General features: G+C 44.6%; 20 protein-coding genes. 19 read left to right on the top strand and 1 reads right to left on the bottom strand.

All coding sequences use genetic code 11. From position 1 onward, the window contains the following. The first annotated feature begins 9 nt into the window (after window positions 1–9). The 19 genes from lgt to ACFPA1_RS11810 all read left to right on the top strand — a co-directional run bounded on the left by lgt (window position 10) and on the right by ACFPA1_RS11810 (window position 17,014). Window positions 10–825, top strand: coding sequence for a prolipoprotein diacylglyceryl transferase (lgt, locus tag ACFPA1_RS11900; RefSeq protein WP_213144204.1), 816 nt, complete (start codon window positions 10–12; stop codon window positions 823–825). 63 nt (window positions 826–888) lie between these two features. Further along, a complete protein-coding gene (locus tag ACFPA1_RS11895; protein ID WP_378583092.1) occupies window positions 889–1,824 on the top strand; it encodes a nucleoside recognition domain-containing protein in 936 nt (311 codons plus the stop codon). Further along, window positions 1,824–2,462: a pyrophosphatase PpaX gene (ppaX, locus tag ACFPA1_RS11890; protein ID WP_378583090.1), complete on the top strand. Its 639-nt coding sequence runs from the start codon at window positions 1,824–1,826 to the stop codon at window positions 2,460–2,462. Before ACFPA1_RS11895 ends, ppaX begins: the two co-directional genes overlap by 1 nt. 23 nt (window positions 2,463–2,485) lie before the next feature. Continuing rightward, entirely contained in the window at window positions 2,486–3,019 is a 534-nt protein-coding gene (locus tag ACFPA1_RS11885; RefSeq protein WP_378583087.1) for an acyltransferase, read from the top strand. A gap of 413 nt (window positions 3,020–3,432) precedes the next feature. Next, on the top strand, window positions 3,433–4,602 hold the full coding sequence (locus tag ACFPA1_RS11880) for an ATP phosphoribosyltransferase regulatory subunit (RefSeq protein ID WP_213144208.1): 1,170 nt from the start codon (window positions 3,433–3,435) through the stop codon (window positions 4,600–4,602). Continuing rightward, a complete protein-coding gene (hisG, locus tag ACFPA1_RS11875; RefSeq protein ID WP_213144209.1) occupies window positions 4,599–5,228 on the top strand; it encodes an ATP phosphoribosyltransferase in 630 nt (209 codons plus the stop codon). The genes ACFPA1_RS11880 and hisG overlap by 4 nt, the downstream gene beginning before the upstream one ends. Window positions 5,229–5,231: 3 nt before the next feature. Further along, complete coding sequence (gene hisD / locus ACFPA1_RS11870; protein ID WP_378583084.1) at window positions 5,232–6,506, top strand: histidinol dehydrogenase; 1,275 nt, start codon at window positions 5,232–5,234, stop codon at window positions 6,504–6,506. Window positions 6,507–6,518: 12 nt separating this feature from the next. Continuing rightward, the gene (hisB, locus tag ACFPA1_RS11865) at window positions 6,519–7,106 is read left to right on the top strand and encodes an imidazoleglycerol-phosphate dehydratase HisB (RefSeq protein ID WP_213117719.1); all 588 of its coding nucleotides are present in this window, start codon (window positions 6,519–6,521) and stop codon (window positions 7,104–7,106) included. A 61-nt stretch (window positions 7,107–7,167) separates the two neighbouring features. Beyond that, complete coding sequence (gene hisH / locus ACFPA1_RS11860) at window positions 7,168–7,794, top strand: imidazole glycerol phosphate synthase subunit HisH (protein ID WP_378583081.1); 627 nt, start codon at window positions 7,168–7,170, stop codon at window positions 7,792–7,794. Next, window positions 7,791–8,519, top strand: coding sequence for a 1-(5-phosphoribosyl)-5-[(5-phosphoribosylamino)methylideneamino]imidazole-4-carboxamide isomerase (gene hisA, locus ACFPA1_RS11855; RefSeq protein ID WP_378583078.1), 729 nt, complete (start codon window positions 7,791–7,793; stop codon window positions 8,517–8,519). The genes hisH and hisA overlap by 4 nt, the downstream gene beginning before the upstream one ends. 21 nt (window positions 8,520–8,540) lie before the next feature. After that, window positions 8,541–9,302, top strand: a complete 762-nt coding sequence (hisF, locus tag ACFPA1_RS11850; protein WP_213144213.1) for an imidazole glycerol phosphate synthase subunit HisF — start codon at window positions 8,541–8,543, stop codon at window positions 9,300–9,302. A gap of 69 nt (window positions 9,303–9,371) precedes the next feature. Next, entirely contained in the window at window positions 9,372–10,001 is a 630-nt protein-coding gene (gene hisIE / locus ACFPA1_RS11845) for a bifunctional phosphoribosyl-AMP cyclohydrolase/phosphoribosyl-ATP diphosphatase HisIE (protein ID WP_378583073.1), read from the top strand. Window positions 10,002–10,347: 346 nt separating this feature from the next. Then, entirely contained in the window at window positions 10,348–11,844 is a 1,497-nt protein-coding gene (locus tag ACFPA1_RS11840) for a tetratricopeptide repeat protein (RefSeq protein WP_213144215.1), read from the top strand. Window positions 11,845–11,950: 106 nt separating this feature from the next. Next, on the top strand, window positions 11,951–12,901 hold the full coding sequence (gene trxB / locus ACFPA1_RS11835; RefSeq protein ID WP_213144216.1) for a thioredoxin-disulfide reductase: 951 nt from the start codon (window positions 11,951–11,953) through the stop codon (window positions 12,899–12,901). 365 nt (window positions 12,902–13,266) lie between these two features. After that, window positions 13,267–13,725, top strand: coding sequence for an 8-oxo-dGTP diphosphatase (locus ACFPA1_RS11830; RefSeq protein ID WP_213144217.1), 459 nt, complete (start codon window positions 13,267–13,269; stop codon window positions 13,723–13,725). Window positions 13,726–13,746: 21 nt separating this feature from the next. Beyond that, window positions 13,747–14,643: an RNase adapter RapZ gene (rapZ, locus tag ACFPA1_RS11825; protein ID WP_378583070.1), complete on the top strand. Its 897-nt coding sequence runs from the start codon at window positions 13,747–13,749 to the stop codon at window positions 14,641–14,643. Then, the gene (locus ACFPA1_RS11820) at window positions 14,640–15,623 is read left to right on the top strand and encodes a gluconeogenesis factor YvcK family protein (protein ID WP_213144219.1); all 984 of its coding nucleotides are present in this window, start codon (window positions 14,640–14,642) and stop codon (window positions 15,621–15,623) included. Before rapZ ends, ACFPA1_RS11820 begins: the two co-directional genes overlap by 4 nt. A gap of 106 nt (window positions 15,624–15,729) precedes the next feature. After that, complete coding sequence (gene whiA, locus ACFPA1_RS11815) at window positions 15,730–16,680, top strand: DNA-binding protein WhiA (RefSeq protein ID WP_213144220.1); 951 nt, start codon at window positions 15,730–15,732, stop codon at window positions 16,678–16,680. Window positions 16,681–16,756: 76 nt separating this feature from the next. Continuing rightward, a complete protein-coding gene (locus ACFPA1_RS11810; RefSeq protein WP_213117730.1) occupies window positions 16,757–17,014 on the top strand; it encodes an HPr family phosphocarrier protein in 258 nt (85 codons plus the stop codon). Between the two features lie 367 nt (window positions 17,015–17,381). Here ACFPA1_RS11810 and clpP read toward each other — a convergent pair whose 3' ends face one another. Next, window positions 17,382–17,984 (bottom strand): ATP-dependent Clp endopeptidase proteolytic subunit ClpP, encoded by a 603-nt coding sequence (gene clpP, locus ACFPA1_RS11805; protein WP_378583067.1) that lies wholly within the window; start codon window positions 17,982–17,984, stop codon window positions 17,382–17,384. Window positions 17,985–18,227 lie beyond the last annotated feature (243 nt).

Here is an 18,227-nt window from a genome sequence, read left to right as displayed (position 1 = left end):
GAGAATTAGATGAACGAAAATATTCAGCCGCTAAACCCTATCGCCTTTTCGCTTGGTCCCATCCAGGTGCATTGGTATGGGATTATCATAGGCTCCGGCCTTGCTCTTGCCTTGTACCTGGCAATTCGTGAAGGAAACCGCCGCGGTCTGCCGAAGGATACGTTTGCCGATTTAATGCTTTGGGCGATTCCGATTGCCATCATTTCTGCCCGCATTTATTATGTTATTTTTGAATGGGGCTATTACAAAAACCACCTGGCAGACATTCCGCAAATTTGGAACGGTGGAATTGCTATTCACGGCGCCTTGATTGGTTCCGTCCTGACGGCATACATTTTTTCAAAAAAACGGGGGATTTCCTTTTGGAAAATTGCCGACATTGCTGCGCCGAGCATCATCCTCGGGCAGGCTATCGGCCGCTGGGGCAATTTCATGAACCAGGAAGCCCACGGCGGGGAGGTTACCCGCACCTTCCTTGAAAACCTGCATTTGCCGGAATTCATTATTAACCAAATGTACATTAACGGTGCTTATTATCATCCAACATTTTTATACGAATCGCTTTGGGACTTCGCCGGTTTTATTCTGTTAATGCTTCTTCGCCGCGTTAATTTCCGCCGCGGGGAATTGTTCTTAACGTATGTGATCTGGTACTCCATCGGCCGCTTCTTCGTCGAAGGTCTTCGTACAGATAGCCTAATGCTAGGCAGCCTGCGCATGGCACAAACCATTTCGATTGCGCTAATCGTTGGTGCGATTATCATTTTAATTTACCGCCGGAAAAAACAGCTGTCGGAAACAAGGTATTTGGAGCAGACAAACTAGGTTCTAAAAATTATTAGATAAAATGAAACCACATGTAAAAACATAAAAGGGAGTTTTGGGGAAATGCTGTTCAACTCGATTAAAAACGGACTCCTGTCTGGGTTAAAGACAACTTGGACATTGGGGAAAATCATTTTTCCAGTTACGCTGATCGTCGCCGTGCTGCAGTATACACCAGTATTGCCGTGGATCATCAAGCTGATTTCCCCGCTGATGAAGCTTTTGGGACTCTCTGGAGATGCCGCCATTCCGCTTGTTCTTGGCAATTTCCTGAACCTTTATGCGGCAATCGGAGCCATTTTGACACTCGATTTTTCCGTAAAAGAAGTGTTTATTTTAGCCGTTATGCTATCCTTTTCACACAACTTATTTATCGAATCCGGTGTTGCGATGAAGGCTGGCGTCAAACTTTGGGTCGTCCTGACAACAAGGCTGGGATTGGCGATTGTTTCTGCTGCGGTGATTAATCTTGTCTGGCATGGCGGCAGCACCCCAGCCAAGTACGGCTTAATCGAAGCACAAACAGGGCATCCATCAAGCCTCGGGGGAATCTTTTTACAAGCGATTGAAAAAGCGGGCCTCGGGATCCTGCAACTCGCGATGATTGTTATTCCGCTTATGGTGGTCATTCAGATTTTGAAGGATATTAACTGGTTGAAAAAGTTTTCGAAAACGATGGCTCCTGTTACCAAATCGCTTGGCATGCAGGAGAATACCTCCACGACCATGGCTGCAGGTCTCTTGTTCGGGCTGGCGTACGGTGCAGGCGTCATGATTCAAGCCGTTAAAGAGGACGGAGTCAGCCATAAAGACGTGACCTTAGCATTTATTTTTCTCGTCGCCTGTCATGCAGTTGTCGAGGATACATTAATTTTTGTACCGTTAGGCATCCCAGTTTGGCCGTTGTTCTTGATCCGGCTGGGGGTAGCGATTATCTTAACCTTAATCGTCGGCACCATTTGGCGGCGGTCAGGTCTACTAAGAAAGGAAGCTGCATAGTGAAAATTACTACAATCCTATTTGATTTAGATGGAACTTTGATTGATACAAATGAATTAATTATCTCATCGTATTTGCATACATTGGAAAAATTTTATCCCGGCAAGTATCAGCGCGAGCATGTTTTGCCGTTCATGGGTCCAACCCTTAGTGAGGCGTTTAGCACCGTAGACCCCGAGCAGGTAGACGATATGATTGCTGAGTACCGGGCATTTAATGTTGCAAATCATGATTCCTTTGTGAAAGAATTCCCTGGTGTATTTGAAACAATTCAAGCTTTAAAGGAAAAGGGCTATAAGCTTGCGATCGTTACGACTAAACGTCTTGATGTGGCGATGATGGGGCTGCGCTTGACGAAGATGGATTCGTTTTTTGAAACGGTCATTGCTTTGGATCATGTCACCAAGGTCAAGCCTGATCCAGAACCAATTTTTAAAGCATTGGAACAGCTTGGTTCGTCCCCATCTGAAGCGATGATGGTTGGCGACAATCTCCACGATATTTTAGGCGGAAAAAATGCTGGGGTATTGACGGCAGGTGTCGCTTGGTCGGCTAAAGGCCGCAATCACATTGCCGAGCAAAATCCAGATTACATCTTAGAGGAAATGCCGGATTTATTAAAAATCCTTGATAAATAAAAAATCCTCGGAGAGTGAGAAGTATGAGGAAAACGGTCCGCTACCCTGTCAAGGGCGCGAACTCCCTTTGGCAGGTTTACAAAACGGTGTCTTTCTGGAAGGTTGCCAAAAATTTTATTATTATTCAATTGGCGCGCTATACACCTTTTATGAGTGTGAAAAACTGGCTGTATCGAACTTTTCTCGGTATGAAGGTAGGGGAAAAGACTTCGTTCGCGCTGATGGTTATGCCGGATATCATGTTCCCGGAAAAAATTAGCGTCGGCCGCAATACGGTCATCGGTTTTAATACGACGATCCTCGCCCATGAGTATTTGATAAAGGAATACCGCTTGGGTGATGTTATCATTGGAGACGAAGTGATGGTCGGCGCTAACTCGCTTATCATGCCCGGGGTGACGATCGGCGACGGGGCCATTGTCTCAGCGGGTACGATGGTACATAAGGATGTTCCTCCCGGCTATTTTGTCGGGGGCAACCCAATGCAGGTCATTTATACAAAAGAGCAGCAGGCCGATCGCTGGGCCGATGATCCGATTTATGGGAAAAAAGAATAATTGAAATGGAAGTCTGGTCTGGAGTGTTTGACCAGGCTTTTTTTTGATAGTGGTTTTTGTGGTTTGGCGGATATTTATAGGGCTTCAGCGGATTTTTAGATAAAGTTCGCAGATACGTTTCCTAGTTTGGCGGATATTGGACAAGGTTTGGCGGATAACACTCTAAAATTGGCGGATAGTTGCCAGTCTGATCTTTTGAAAGCAACCTTTTTGGTGTATAAAATCCGGAATCAGGCGAATAATACATAAGATTTGGCGAATCAGCCAATACCCTCAGCCAGAAATCCCACAAAAAGTCTTTATATTCAATGTTTTTTCATTGACGAAAACCACGACAAGGTTTAAACTACATATAATTAACTTTAATTCTCTAATACATTAGCAGACTAAAGCGTTCGAAAAGGATGGGAAAGATGAGCCGCTTGTTTATGTTTGAAAAGCCTTTAGGGATGCGGGATACGCTCCCAGAATTATATGAAAAAAAGCATCAAGTACGTTCCTCAATTGCGGATACGATGAAGCTTTGGGGCTATCAATTTATTGAAACCCCGACTCTTGAATACTATGAAACCGTTGGTGCGGCATCGGCGATTCTCGATGCACAGCTTTTTAAATTGCTTGATAAAGAGGGGCATACCCTCGTTTTACGTCCTGAAATGACAACTCCGATTGCACGCGTGGCGGCTTCCAAGTTATTAAATGAGGACCTGCCGGTTAGATTGGCGTACTCGGCAAATGTATACCGGGCCCAGCAGCGCGAGGGCGGACGGCCCGCTGAATTTGAGCAGATTGGTGTCGAATACTTGAATGACAATACTGTCTCCTGCGACGGTGAGACGATCGCTTTATTAATTTCTTCTTTAAAAAAAGCAGGCTTGTCAGAATTTCAAGTCTCAATCGGACATGTCGGGTTTTCCCAGGAACTGTTCATGCAGATTCTTGGCACCAACGGCAGGGCGACAGCACTAAGGAAGTTTTTATATGAAAAAAATTATGTCGGCTATCGCGAAAGCGTACAGTCGTTCAACCTCTCTTCGATTGATAAACAAAGGCTATTGAAGCTGCTTCAACTAAGGGGTGGCGAAGAGGTAATCGAATTTGCCTTGGACGTTATTGAAAATGACAAAGGCAAGCAGGCGATCACAGAATTACAAGAGCTGTGGGATGTCATTAAGGATTATGGTGTCGAAGAGCATGTGAAGTTTGATTTTTCAATCGTCAGTCATATGAGCTACTATTCTGGCATTTTATTTGAGGTTTATGCCGGGAATGTCGGCTTTCCGATTGGCAACGGCGGCCGCTACAGCTTACTTGAGAAGTTTGGGAAAAATGCAACTGCAACAGGGTTTGCGGTCCGGCTTGATATGCTGCTCGAGGCAATGGGAGGCGGCCAAACGGAAACTACTGGGCATTGCATTTTGTTCAGTCAGGAACGGCGGAAGGAAGCCTTCGAACTTGCTCGGAAACTGCATGAGGAAGGAACCAGAACAGTGCTTCAGGATATTACAGGCGTTAAAGACATAGATGCTTTTACTAAAAAATTCGCCGATACGACCTTTTTAATCGGAGGTGGACAGCGATGAACAATGTATTGACAATTGCCATGCCAAAGGGCCGAATTTTTGAAGAAGCGGCGGAATTGCTGCGGAAAGCAGGCTATAAACTTCCGCCGGAATTTGATGATTCCCGTAAACTCATCATCGATGTTGCCGAGGAAAACCTGCGCTTCATTCTGGCAAAGCCGATGGACGTGGCGACCTATGTTGAGCATGGTGTAGCAGATGTCGGAATTGCTGGCAAAGACGTTTTGCTCGAGGAAGAGCGTGATGTCTATGAGCTCCTTGATTTAAAAATCAGCTATTGCTATTTGGCAGTTGCAGGGCTTCCTGATACTAAAATGAACGATGTGGCACCAAGAGTGGCGACGAAATATCCAAACGTTGCAGAGGCCTATTTCCGCGAGCAGGGGGAACAAGTCGAAATCATTAAATTGAATGGCTCCATCGAACTCGCCCCGATCATCGGGTTATCTGACAGAATTGTTGACATTGTCTCTACCGGCCGGACCCTAAAGGAAAACGGGCTTGTGGAATACGAAAAAATTGTTGATATTACGTCAAGACTCGTTGTAAATCCAGTCAGCTACAGAATTAAAGATGCGCAAATTGACGACCTAGTCGCACGTCTTCATGAAGTTGTGGGGGGTTAATAAATGAAAATACAAAGAGTGCAGGATCTAATTTCGATAAAAAGATCAATTGAAGCAGGGACCTCCGAGCAGCAGGCGGTTGTCAAAGGAATCATCGCCGATGTCCGCAGCCGTGGGGACGAGGCATTAAGTGAATATACAGAGAAATTTGACCGTGTAATGTTATCTTCTTTTTCCGTAACAGAAGAGGAAATTGAAGAAGCCTACATGAAGGTTGATGAGCAATTTATTTCCATCGTTCGTGAGGCAGCGGAAAATATCCGTACATACCACGAAAAACAGCTTCGTCCTTCCTGGATGACGACGGAGGAAAATGGCACAATTCTTGGTCAAAAAATTACCCCGCTTGATTCAGTCGGCGTATATGTGCCGGGCGGAACGGCTGCTTACCCTTCATCGGTGCTGATGAACGTGGTTCCAGCAAAGGTTGCCGGTGTGAAAAGGATTGTCATGGTTTCCCCGCCGGATGCGGATGGGAAACTTCCTGCAGCGGTACTTGTCTCAGCAAAAGAAGCCGGTGTCGTAGAAATCTACAAGGCTGGCGGAGCCCAGGCCGTGGCGGCGTTAGCGTACGGTACGGAAACCATTCAAGCCGTAGATAAAATCACCGGTCCGGGAAATATTTACGTTGCGCTTGCTAAACGCGAAGTATTCGGCGATGTCGACATCGATATGATTGCCGGCCCAAGTGAGATTGCTATTTTAGCAGACGAAACAGCCAGGGCAGACGAGGTGGCAGCTGACCTGTTATCCCAGGCGGAGCACGACCCGCGGGCCTGCAGTGTATTGGTAACACCGTCATTGGAGTTGGCCGAAGCGGTTGCAACAGAGGTTGAAAAGCAGCTTGCTGTGCTGCCACGAAGAGAAATTGCCGCCCAATCAATTGCGGATTATGGAGCTATCTATGTAACGGAAAATATCGATGAGGCGGTTGAAACGGTCAACCAGCTAGCGCCAGAACACCTTGAAGTGATGACAGCAAACGCAATGGAGCTGTTAGGGAAAATTCGTCATGCCGGAGCCATTTTTATCGGACGATACAGTTCTGAACCAGTTGGCGACTACTTTGCCGGCCCGAATCATGTGCTTCCGACAAATGGAACGGCACGCTTTTCGAGCCCGCTCAACGTGGATGATTTTCAAAAGAAATCCAGTGTCATCATATATAGTGAAAAAGCATTAAAGGCTAACGGCGAAAAAATTGCTGCATTTGCCAGGATGGAAGGGCTTGAGGCCCACGCTCGCGCCGTTGAGGCGAGATTAAAAAACGATAACTAGTGGGGTGAGCTCGTGGAACGAGTTGCAAGAGTGGATAGAAAAACAAATGAAACGAATATAAAGCTGACGTTTGATGTGGATGGCGAAGGAAGTTCCAACCTGGAAACAGGGGTACCATTCTTAAGCCACATGCTCGATTTGTTTACAAAACACGGACAATTTAATTTAACAGTGGATGCAAATGGTGATATTGAAGTCGATGACCATCACACTACGGAGGATATCGGCATTTGTCTGGGGCAGGCGCTTCGTGAAGCCCTTGGTGACAAACGTGGTATCAAACGTTATGGCAATGCTTTTGTTCCGATGGATGAAGCATTGGCGCAGGTAGTGGTCGATCTTAGCAATCGCCCGCATTTGGAAATGCGTGCGGAATTCCCTGGCCAGAAGGTAGGAACCTTCGATACCGAATTGGTTCATGAGTTTCTCTGGAAGCTAGCCCTGGAGGCCCGGATGAATCTCCATGTAATCGTCCATTATGGAAAAAATACACACCACATGATTGAGGCTGTTTTTAAAGCACTTGGCCGGGCACTCGATGAAGCCACAACCATCGACCCGCGCATCAAAGGTGTTCCATCTACAAAAGGAATGCTGTAGATACTAGAAAATTCGGGGAGTAACAGGCACCGCGTGCCACTGCACCAGAAAGGATGTTTATATGATCGGTATTGTAGATTATGGCATGGGGAATTTATTTAGTGTCAGCAAAGCGCTGGAACGTCTGGGGGCAGATTATTTCATTTCAGCCAATCATAGTGAATTACTTGAGGCTGATGCGTTGATTTTGCCTGGGGTTGGTGCCTTTCGTGATGCGATGGAGCGTCTGCCTGCAAATACAATCAAGGAATTTGCTGCCACTGGAAAACCGTTACTTGGTATTTGCCTTGGCATGCAGCTTTTGTTTGAAAACAGTGAGGAAAATGGTTTTACGGAAGGTCTTGGTCTCTTGCCGGGCAGTGTCCGCCGTTTCCCTGGCCGCTCCGAGAACGGTGAACCATACAAGGTTCCCCACATGGGCTGGAACCGGCTTAAGTTCGTGAATGCCTCGCCGCTTACTAGCAATTTGGAAGAGGATTATGTCTACTTCGTTCATTCTTATTTTGTGAATGCGGAAAACTCTGAGGTTCTTATTGCCAAAGCGGATTACCATGAACAGGTTTCCGCTGTTGTCGGCCGCGATAACATTTTCGGAATGCAATTCCATCCCGAAAAAAGCAGCCGGCTTGGAATGGCCCTGCTTGATAATTTTTTTAAAATAGCAGTTGAAAGGAAGGCAGTACGATGACTTTCACCATTTATCCCGCAATTGACATGCGGGGCGGGAAATGTGTCCGCCTTCTGCAAGGCGATTACGACAAAGAAACAGTTTACGGCGATTCTCCATTTGACATGGCTCAGACCTTCGCGGCTGATGGTGCCGAATGGATCCATATGGTCGACCTAGACGGGGCAAAGGATGGCAAGCGGGTAAATGACCGTTTTGTAATTGAGGCGGCTCAGCAGCTCGCTAATGTGAAAATTCAAATCGGCGGCGGGATTCGTTCCGAGGCTGATATTGCCCATTATTTAGAGAATAGTGTTGACCGAGTTATTATTGGAAGTATTGCGGTTTCCAATCCAGAGTTCGCTATTGATATGATTAAAAAGTTCGGCGGGCGGATTGCCGTCGGAATCGATGCAAAAAATGGCTATGTGGCTACACATGGTTGGCTCGATACTTCTGAAGTGAAGGCGGTCGAGCTTGGGAAGCGCTTCGCAGATGCAGGGGCTGAGACCTTTATTTTTACCGATATTGCCACAGACGGAATGCTTTCGGGACCCAATATTGTTGCTGTCAGTGAACTGGCTGAAGTTACTGGCAAAAACGTCATTGCCTCAGGCGGAGTGAGCAACCTTGCGGATTTACAGGCCCTATCCACGGCAAAAGGTATCGGTGGAGCAATCGTTGGCAAGGCCCTTTATGAAAAAAGATTTACCTTAAAGGAAGCTTTAACAATTGGTCAGCTTTAAAACAGGGGCGGGGGAGAAATCATGACTTTAACGAAAAGAATTATACCCTGCTTGGACGTGAAGGACGGGCGGGTAGTAAAGGGAATTCAATTTGTCCAGCTGCGCGACGCCGGCGATCCGGTAGAACTGGCGCGGATTTATGATGAGCAAGGGGCCGACGAGCTTGTGTTTCTTGATATCTCGGCTTCGGTTGAGGGACGAAAAACAATGGTTGAGGTCGTTAAGGCGGTTGCCTCCGAGTTGGCCATTCCTTTTACGGTTGGCGGCGGCATCAATTCATTGGAAGATATGAAAAAAATTCTTCGTGCCGGGGCAGATAAGGTTTCTTTGAATACTGCGGCGGTCCAGAATCCGGAACTTATTCGCGAAGGGGCCGACTTTTTCGGATCCCAGTGTATCGTTGTAGCCATTGATGCAAAATATGATTCAGAGCTTGGAACATGGCGTGTTTATACACACGGCGGCCGCAAGCCCACTGACAAAAAGGTAATTGATTGGGTGAGGGAGGCAGCGGAGCTTGGAGCCGGTGAAATTTTGCTGACCAGCATGGACAGCGATGGCGAGAAAAACGGTTTTGACCTCTCTCTTACGAAGGCGGTCAGTGAAGCCGTTACGATTCCGGTGATTGCCTCAGGCGGTGCCGGAAATGCGGAGCACTTTGCTGAAGCCTTTTTGGAAGGTAAAGCCGATGCCGCACTTGCCGCATCCATTTTTCATTACAAGGAAACTTCAGTGCAGGAAGTTAAAAGCTATTTGCGCGAAAAGGGACTGGCCGTCCGTTAAAAGCGCCGGCCTGTGGATCTTTTTTTATAAAAAACTAAGTTCGATTTCAAAAAAGGAAGTGAAGGTCCGATGAATCCGGACACTATCAAATTTGACGAAAAGGGATTAGTCCCTGCTATTATTCAGGATGCAGAAACATTAGAAGTTTTGACACTTGCTTATATGAATAAAGAGTCGCTTGCGAAAACATTGGAAACAGGTGAAACCTGGTTCTACAGCCGCTCCCGCCAGGAATTGTGGCATAAGGGGGAAACAAGCGGCAACACCCAGTCTGTCGTCAACATTAAGTACGATTGTGATCAGGATGCCTTATTGGTGCTTGTGAATCCTAAAGGACCAGCATGCCATACAGGAGCGGTCAGCTGTTTTTCAGGGGAAGAGGTTGCGGATCGCAAATCCAGCCTAGGGGACTATCAAATTTTACAAACCCTTGAAAAGGTCATTTTGGACCGCGAACGGGAGCGTCCGGAAGGCGCGTATACCACTTACCTTTTTGAAAAAGGTGTCGATAAAATTTTGAAAAAGGTCGGTGAGGAAGCTGCCGAGGTCATCATTGCAGCAAAAAACCGCGACCATGGAGAACTGAAATGGGAAGCAGCCGACCTTCTTTATCACCTGCAGGTATTGCTGGTGGAGCAAGGCCTTCCATTCAAAGAAGTATTACGTACATTGGAAGAAAGACACAAGGACCGGTCCTGATTTTGGACCGGTTTTTCTATTTAATAATACCTATTTTAGGAAGGGTTCGTCTTTTTTCAAACGGTTTGGCGGATATCTATTCCATTTTGGCGGATATTCAACTGAATTCGGCGGAATTGCCCCCAACTTGGTGGATATCTCCGTGTACTCAGCGGATAACTTTCCATATTTGGCGGATTCCCTTTTCAGGTCGGGTTTGATCAACCTTCCTACCCAAAATAATAACCATTTTTAGCTAAACCCCGCTCCGGAAATTTTTTCATACCGCCCAAAGCCCTAAATCCTTCTCGTACAAGAGTCAATTGTGTTATACTACATTAGTTATGAAAGGATGATGGAGGACTGCATGAGTAAAGACGCAAAAGCAAGAATGCAAAAGGGGAAAATACTCTCATTTGTTCCTACAGGGGAATATTATTTCAAGAAAGGAATTAAGGCATACCATCGCCGTGATTTTTTCAAAGCGAAAAAATATCTGGGACGGGCGCTGCAGCTTGAGCCGGGCGAACCGATGATTGCGTGCCAGCTGGCCATTGTATCGACTGAACTTGGCGAGTTTGAAGATTCCAACCGACTCCTGCATCTCATCCTTGAAGATCTTGACCATGAAATGGTGGAGTGCCACTACTTCTTAGCAAATAATTATGCCCATTTGGGATTTTTTAAAGATGCTTATCACCATGCCAACTTGTATATGGAATTGGATGCAGGTGGGGATTTTTCAGAGGATGCGGAGGAATTGCTTGAGCTTCTCGCATTGGAGTCGGATGATTTGGCTGAAGATTTCTTTCAGCAGGACGACCTAATCGTTAAACAGGAGCAGGCTCGCGAGCTGCTCGAATCAGGTTATTTCCCAAAAGCGATTGAACTATTAAAGGAAGTCATCAAGGAGTACCCGGAATACTGGTCTGCCTACAACAACCTAGCGCTCGCTTATTTCTATTTAGGCAAAGGCGAGAAGGCGGACTCCATCTTAAATGATGTTTTGAAAAAGAACCCCGGGAATCTGCACGCGCTATGCAATAAAATGATATTTGCCCATTATCAAGGGCGTATCAAATATGTCAATGAGCTTTTCGATAGCTTGAAAAAAGTTCAACCGCTCTTAAGTGAACACCAATTTAAGCTTGGAACTTCTTCCGCACTTGTTGGCGAATATGAGCATGCTTATGTATGGCTGAAAAAATTATATAAAAATGGCTTTGATGGGGATGGCCCGTTTTATTATTGGCTCGCCTATTCTGCTTATTTCACTGGCAGGGAAATTTTCGCCCAAAACGTTTGGAAAAAGCTTTTGGAAATTAGCCCTGACAAAGAAGGTCAGGAACCGTGGAATACAAATGAGCAGGACCGTGCAAACGGGTTTGAGGACCATTCCGGATCGATTTTTCAAAAACTAGAAAGCGACTATGTCGAGGAACGGCTATTTGCTCTTTTCCTGACAACTGTATCGGATAAAAAGGATGAAATCATCACCTCAAAGCGCCTTTTTCAAAACCAGAAATTTACGGCGCTGGAGAAGGAATACATCTCGTTAATCCGTTCGGGAAGACCGTCACGGACGGCCGATGCGCAGGAAGTCGCTGAGCTGTTTTATGAAAACCATCAGCCAATTGGGACAATTGAGGCTGGTTTATATTTAATGTGGTTTTCCGTTTTTGTGGAAATGTTTAAAGCAAACATGCAATTGAAAAATAAAAGCGCCTGGGCAGGTGCAGTCGAGTACGTATGGCACAGGCTGCGCAGTGAAAAAGTGTCCCAGCAGGAAATTGCTCAGCGCTACGGAACCTCATCGGCAACAATCGGAAAATACGTTAAGCTTGTTAACGAACTTTTAGACTAAATACTGTATATGAGCAGATTTTTGGACTATAAATCAATTGTTTAATACGATTAAGTTGGGAAAGCTAAACTTAATCGTTTTTTTTATACAAGGAGTGAAAACGACCATGACTGAAGAAAAAATTTATGATGTCATCATTGCTGGGGCGGGTCCTGCCGGGATGACAGCTGCTGTATATACATCACGTGCAAATCTATCGACTCTCATGATTGAACGCGGAATGCCGGGCGGCCAGATGGCAAATACCGAGGATGTTGAAAACTATCCGGGTTTTGAAAGCATTTTAGGTCCGGATTTATCAACGAAAATGTTTGAGCATGCGAAGAAGTTCGGTGCCGAATATGCTTATGGTGACATTAAAGAAGTTGTTGATCATGGCGATTATAAACTGGTGAAAGCCGGATCAAAGGAATATAAAGCCTACTCCGTCATCATTACAACAGGTGCAGAGTATAAAAAAGTCGGAGTGCCAGGCGAAAAAGAGCTTGGCGGCCGCGGAGTATCCTATTGTGCCGTCTGTGACGGAGCATTTTTCAAAAATAGAGAGCTTTTTGTCATCGGCGGAGGGGACTCTGCAGTTGAAGAGGGTGTATACTTAACTCGATTCGCATCTAAGGTTACCATCGTGCATCGCCGTGACCAGCTTCGTGCACAGAAAATTCTTCAAGACCGTGCCTTTGCCAATGAAAAGGTTGATTTTATTTGGAATCATACCATTAAATCGATTAATGATAAGGACGGTAAGGTTGGCAGTGTGACATTGGTATCAACAGTGGATGATACAGAACAAACCCTGCCTGCTGACGGCGTGTTTATTTATATCGGAATGGTGCCGCTATCTAAACCATTCGAGAGCTTAGGCATCACAAACGAAAATGGCTACATTGAAACAAACGAAAAAATGGAAACAAAGGTGCCGGGCATTTTCGCTGCAGGAGATATTCGTGAAAAAACACTCCGCCAGATTGTAACGGCGACTGGCGACGGCAGTATTGCTGCCCAAACAGCCCAACACTTTGTGGAAGAATTGAAAGAGGAAATGAAACTGAAAAAATAATGAAAAAGTTTCCCAACATTTTTTACAAAAAGTTAATCCTGTTTTAATTCAACTGTAACAGTAGTGAAATAAAAATATAGTATGATTATGGAAATTGACCCCCTTTAAAAATATATACCTTTTCTGCACAGGTCCAGCAGCCTGTGCTCTTTTTTTGTTCAGCAAGAAAGCTACATAATAAAGAAGGAAAACTCGACAAAAGGTATCCGACTCTAATTGTAATATTTGTAAGCGGGAATTTGCAGAAATATCAATTTTCAATTGATTGTGAGCGGGTTATAAAAATAGTATAATGAGAAGAATATATGAGGTTGTTATCTTAAGATATTTTGCAATATGTGTTTATATAAAGAGGGTGAAATGTTGTGCAGCGGGTCACCAATTGTGTGTTAATTAGAGAAAATAAGGTATTGTTGCTGCAAAAACCGCGGCGTGGCTGGTGGGTGGCACCGGGCGGAAAAATGGAGCCGGGCGAGTCTGTCCGGGATTCCTGCATCCGGGAATACCGTGAAGAAACGGGCGTATATTTAAAGAATCCCCAGCTAAAAGGAATTTTTACGATGATTATGATGGAGGGAGACCAGCTTCTGTCGGAGTGGATGATGTTCAGCTTTGTGGCCCATGATTCCGATGGCTTGGACCTTGATGAGTCGGAAGAAGGCAAGCTGGAATGGCATCTTTTTGACCAAATAAAAGGCTTGCCGATGGCAGCCGGAGACTACCATATTATCGATTATATGATCCATGGCAAGGGTATGATTTACGGTACTTTTACTTATACAAAAGACTTTCAGCTGATTAGTTACCGATTAGATCCAGGTTAATTCGAAATAGGAGGAATCAAAATGAGTACCGGTTCGACAAGCGATATCCAAATGGTCATTATTACTGGCATGTCCGGCGCAGGGAAAACAGTCGCCATCCAAAGCTTTGAGGATTTAGGGTTCTTCTGTGTCGATAATCTGCCTCCTACCTTACTGCCGAAATTCCTAGAACTTATGAAGGAATCAGGGAATAAAATGAATAAAGTTGCCCTTGTCATGGACCTGAGGGGACGGGAGTTTTTCGATCATCTTTTTAAAGCGTTGGATGATAATCTTGCAGAAACCTCCTGGGTTACACCGCAGATTTTATTCCTTGATGCGGATGATGCCACATTGGTCCGCCGCTATAAGGAAACAAGACGGTCCCATCCACTCGCCAAATCAGGGTCGCCTCTTGAAGGTATTACCCTTGAACGGGAGCTTCTTGAGGAGTTAAAAGGCAGGGCACAATTAATTTACAACACTTCCCAGATGAAACCGCGGGAATTACGTGAGAAGATATTAACGGAGTTTACGGCGAATAAACAATTAATTTTTACAGTTAACGTTATGTCGTTCGGTTTTAAACACGGCATTCCCATTGATGCCGACCTTGTTTTTGATGTGCGTTTTTTGCCCAATCCGCATTATATTGAACATATGCGCCCGAGAACAGGACTCGACGAGGATGTCTCCAGCTATGTCTTAAAATGGAACGAAACACAGAAATTTTTGGAAAAAGTAACAGACCTTCTGAGTTTCATGCTTCCTCATTACAAAAGGGAAGGCAAGGCCCAATTGGTGATTGCGATTGGCTGTACGGGCGGCCAGCATCGTTCTGTGGCGCTCGCTGAATACATCGGCCGATTTTTCCAAAACGATTATAAGACGATTGTTTCTCACCGTGACATCGAGAGGAGAAAGGAAAAGACAACATGAGAGAATTTGGGCAGCCTAGAATAGTCGTCATCGGCGGAGGCACAGGGTTACCTGTTTTGCTTAGAGGCTTAAAGCAGTATCCTGTTGATATTACCGCTATTGTCACCGTAGCTGACGATGGCGGCAGTTCAGGCCGAATCCGTGAGGACCTGCATGTTCCTCCGCCGGGTGATGTCCGTAATGTTTTGGTGGCACTTTCCGATGTGGAGCCTCTCGTTGAGGAAATGTTCCAGCACCGGTTTAAAACGTCAAACGAACTATCCGGCCATTCGCTTGGCAACCTGATTATCGCCGCGATGACCTCGATAACCGGTAATTTTGTTCATGCGATTCAGGAGATGAGCAAGGTATTGAATGTAAGGGGAAAAGTGCTGCCTGCTGCCAACCAAAGTGTTGTGTTACATGCAGAAATGGAGGATGGCACGATTGTATCAGGAGAATCGAAAATTCCCTACTCCGGTAAAAAAATTAACAGGGTTTTTTTGACCCCAAAGCAAATCCGGCCGCTTCCAGAAACGATTCAGGCCATCCGCCAAGCCGACCTGATTATTCTTGGACCGGGCAGTTTATATACGAGTCTGTTGCCTAATCTGCTTGTTCCACGGCTAGGAGATGAGGTGCGTCGTTCACATGCCAAAAAGGTTTACATTTGCAATTTGATGACACAGGCCGGCGAAACGCATGGCTATACTGCTAGCGATCATGTGCGAGCTATTTATGATCATATGAGCAGCGCGTTTATTGATACGATACTCGTGAATAATGAAGAGATTCCGCAGGATGTTCAGCTTCGCTATAATGAGGAATTGGCCCATCCTGTCCTCTACGATGTGGACCGGTTAACCGAGCTTGGACTTGAGACGGTTTATGCCGACATTGCCAATCTAGAAAACGGCGCGCTAAGGCATGACCCGAAGAAGGTCGCCAAAATTTTATATAATTTGTTAATAAATGAAACCAAAAGACGTTATGAAGCGTAAATAAGTTAATATTATTTAAAAAGCTTATTTAACATGTTCTTTTTTGAAAGAAATTACTTTCAAAAAGGAATATTTATGTTAGTGTTGGTCATAAGGAGGTGAGGGAATGTCTTTCGCTTCGGAAACGAAAAAGGAATTAACGAACTTGGAAGTGAAATCCTGCTGCAGCCGTTCTGAGCTTTCAGCGCTGATCCGCATGAACGGTTCCCTTTCCTTTTCAAATCGAAAAATCATTGTCGATATTCAAACCGAAAATGCTGCGATTGCCAGAAGAATTTATACCTTGATTAAAAAGAATTACCAGGTTCAGGTTGAGCTGCTCGTCCGCAAAAAAATGCGCTTGAAAAAGAATAATGTTTACATCGTGCGCTTGGCAGAGCAGGCGAGGGAAATTCTCGAGGATACAAAAATCCTTGGTGAGGGTTTTACCTTCATCCATAATATCTCCCCAGAACTGATAACAAAGAAGTGTTGTAAGCGTTCTTATCTGCGTGGTGCATTTTTGGCCGGAGGTTCCGTGAATAATCCGGAAACATCCTCCTATCACTTGGAAATTGCTTCACTATATAAGGAGCATAACGATTCCTTATGTGAATTGATGAATACATTTGACTTGAATAGCAAAACGCTTGAGCGCAAAAAAGGCTATATTACTTACTTAAAAGAGGCTGAAAAGATAACCGAGTTTTTAAATATTATTGGCGCGCATAATGCCCTGCTCCGCTTTGAGGATGTCCGAATTGTCAGGGACATGCGTAATTCCGTTAACCGCCTGGTAAACTGCGAAACCGCCAATCTTAATAAAACCATCGGAGCCTCAATCAGGCAGGTCGAAAACATAAGGTTCATTGATCAAACGGTAGGCCTGCAGATTTTACCTGATAAATTAAGGGAAATTGCCGAGCTTCGGTTAAATTATACAGACGTTACCTTAAAGGAACTAGGTGAAATGGTTTCCGGCGGGTCTATTAGCAAATCCGGCATCAATCATCGCTTGCGTAAAATTGATGAAATTGCCGAAAGGCTGCGGGCCGGAGAAATGCCATCTGTGAAGTAGATATAATTTTAGAATAGTTTGTTAAAGAATGAGCATTCATTTTATATTATTTTGGGATAATGAGGAGGAATTTGAAATGTTGGTTAAAGAAGTAGAAGTTAAATTAAGAACTGGTTTACAGGCGCGTCCTGCTGCCCTATTTGTACAGGAGGCGAACCGCTTTTCGGCAGATATTTTCCTAGAGAAAGACGGCAAGAAAGTAAATGCCAAAAGCATTATGGGCTTAATGAGCCTGGCTGTCGGTTCTGGCGTTGTCATCAATATTATTGCAGACGGCTCTGATGAAGAAACTGCCATTAAGGCATTATCTGAGTTTATTCAGAAGGATCATTAAGGAATAAAGGGTTTTGGCTATAGTGGTGCCAAGCCCTTTTTTGTTATGGCGGCTATTTTTGTATAGTTAGTAATCGATAAATCTAGTCATAATGCCTTGGACTGACCCTTTTTTTAATAATTGGTATTTATGCGTCATTCATAACGCCTGGAGCAGAAATTCGTCGGAGAGTTCGGGAGTTATAAACCGTTCATAACGCCTGAAGCATGAATCAATTGTAGAGTTCGGTGGTTATGGACCGTTCAATACACCTAAAAAAATTTCAAAGAACACTTGGTCATTATCTCTCTCTCAATCAATACAAGAAAAATTCCTTTAGGAAAAAATAAAAAGCAATCGGCTTGCCCGCCGATTGCCCGTTTAAGTATTACTTTTCTTTCTTATCAAGAATATTGCGTGTAATGATGTTGTCAATTAAGCCATATTCTTTCGCTCTTTCAGCAGTCATGAAGTTATCGCGGTCGGTATCTTGGCGAAGTACTTCAATTGGCTGGCCAGTGCGCTCGGCTAAAATGCCGTTTAATTTTTCACGAAGGAATAGAATGCGCTTAGCGGCAATTTCAATTTCAGTAGCTTGACCTTGAGCTCCTCCAAGAGGCTGGTGGATCATTACTTCAGCGTTTGGTAATGCGAAACGCTTGCCCTTTTCCCCAGCGGCAAGTAAGAATGCGCCCATTGATGCTGCCATGCCGATACAAACAGTGGATACATTTGGCTTGATATACTGCATCGTATCATAAATGGCCATTCCAGCGGTAATGCTTCCGCCCGGGCTGTTAATATAAAGAGTAATGTCCTTTTCAGGATTTTCCGCTTCAAGGAACAACAATTGCGCTACAATGCTGTTGGCAACATTATCATCAATTCCGCTGCCAAGCATGATAATTCGGTCTTTTAATAAACGGGAATAGATATCGTATGCCCGTTCGCCGCGATTCGTTTGTTCAATGACTGTAGGAATCAAATTCATTTTTCTTCCTCCTTTGAATAAAAAATGTAAAAACTTATGTATTGTTATCATACACTGATGGTCAATAAAGGTCAAACAATTCAGCTCGAAAAATGTTCGACAACTTTCCCTCATTCAGCATAACCAATTGAGAGCGGTTTTAAAACTATTTTTTAGCTTTGGAGAAAGGATTAAATCGTTAAAAATTCTATTAGCTCTTGCAAAAATAGAAATAATGAAATATAATATGTAAGTCGCTAATAT

The sequence above is a fragment of the Neobacillus sp. GCM10023253 genome, from assembly GCF_042653105.1.
Classification (GTDB): domain Bacteria; phylum Bacillota; class Bacilli; order Bacillales; family Cytobacillaceae; genus Neobacillus; species Neobacillus citreus.
Note: the sequence above shows the minus strand (reverse complement) of the source record. Positions and strands in the feature narration are given on the sequence as shown.

Bases quoted from the DNA above. Each gene is read 5' to 3' on its own strand.
- clpP (WP_378583067.1), bottom strand. From the start codon at position 17,984: ATGAATTTGATTCCTACAGTCATTGAACAAACGAATCGCGGCGAACGG.
- ACFPA1_RS11895 (WP_378583092.1), top strand. From the start codon at position 889: ATGCTGTTCAACTCGATTAAAAACGGACTCCTGTCTGGGTTAAAGACA.
- rapZ (WP_378583070.1), top strand. From the start codon at position 13,747: ATGAGTACCGGTTCGACAAGCGATATCCAAATGGTCATTATTACTGGC.
- ACFPA1_RS11810 (WP_213117730.1), top strand. From the start codon at position 16,757: ATGTTGGTTAAAGAAGTAGAAGTTAAATTAAGAACTGGTTTACAGGCG.
- ACFPA1_RS11840 (WP_213144215.1), top strand. From the start codon at position 10,348: ATGAGTAAAGACGCAAAAGCAAGAATGCAAAAGGGGAAAATACTCTCA.
- hisH (WP_378583081.1), top strand. From the start codon at position 7,168: ATGATCGGTATTGTAGATTATGGCATGGGGAATTTATTTAGTGTCAGC.
- trxB (WP_213144216.1), top strand. From the start codon at position 11,951: ATGACTGAAGAAAAAATTTATGATGTCATCATTGCTGGGGCGGGTCCT.
- hisIE (WP_378583073.1), top strand. From the start codon at position 9,372: ATGAATCCGGACACTATCAAATTTGACGAAAAGGGATTAGTCCCTGCT.
- ACFPA1_RS11880 (WP_213144208.1), top strand. From the start codon at position 3,433: ATGAGCCGCTTGTTTATGTTTGAAAAGCCTTTAGGGATGCGGGATACG.
- hisG (WP_213144209.1), top strand. From the start codon at position 4,599: ATGAACAATGTATTGACAATTGCCATGCCAAAGGGCCGAATTTTTGAA.
- ACFPA1_RS11820 (WP_213144219.1), top strand. From the start codon at position 14,640: ATGAGAGAATTTGGGCAGCCTAGAATAGTCGTCATCGGCGGAGGCACA.
- hisD (WP_378583084.1), top strand. From the start codon at position 5,232: ATGAAAATACAAAGAGTGCAGGATCTAATTTCGATAAAAAGATCAATT.
- whiA (WP_213144220.1), top strand. From the start codon at position 15,730: ATGTCTTTCGCTTCGGAAACGAAAAAGGAATTAACGAACTTGGAAGTG.
- lgt (WP_213144204.1), top strand. From the start codon at position 10: ATGAACGAAAATATTCAGCCGCTAAACCCTATCGCCTTTTCGCTTGGT.
- hisA (WP_378583078.1), top strand. From the start codon at position 7,791: ATGACTTTCACCATTTATCCCGCAATTGACATGCGGGGCGGGAAATGT.
- ACFPA1_RS11885 (WP_378583087.1), top strand. From the start codon at position 2,486: ATGAGGAAAACGGTCCGCTACCCTGTCAAGGGCGCGAACTCCCTTTGG.
- hisF (WP_213144213.1), top strand. From the start codon at position 8,541: ATGACTTTAACGAAAAGAATTATACCCTGCTTGGACGTGAAGGACGGG.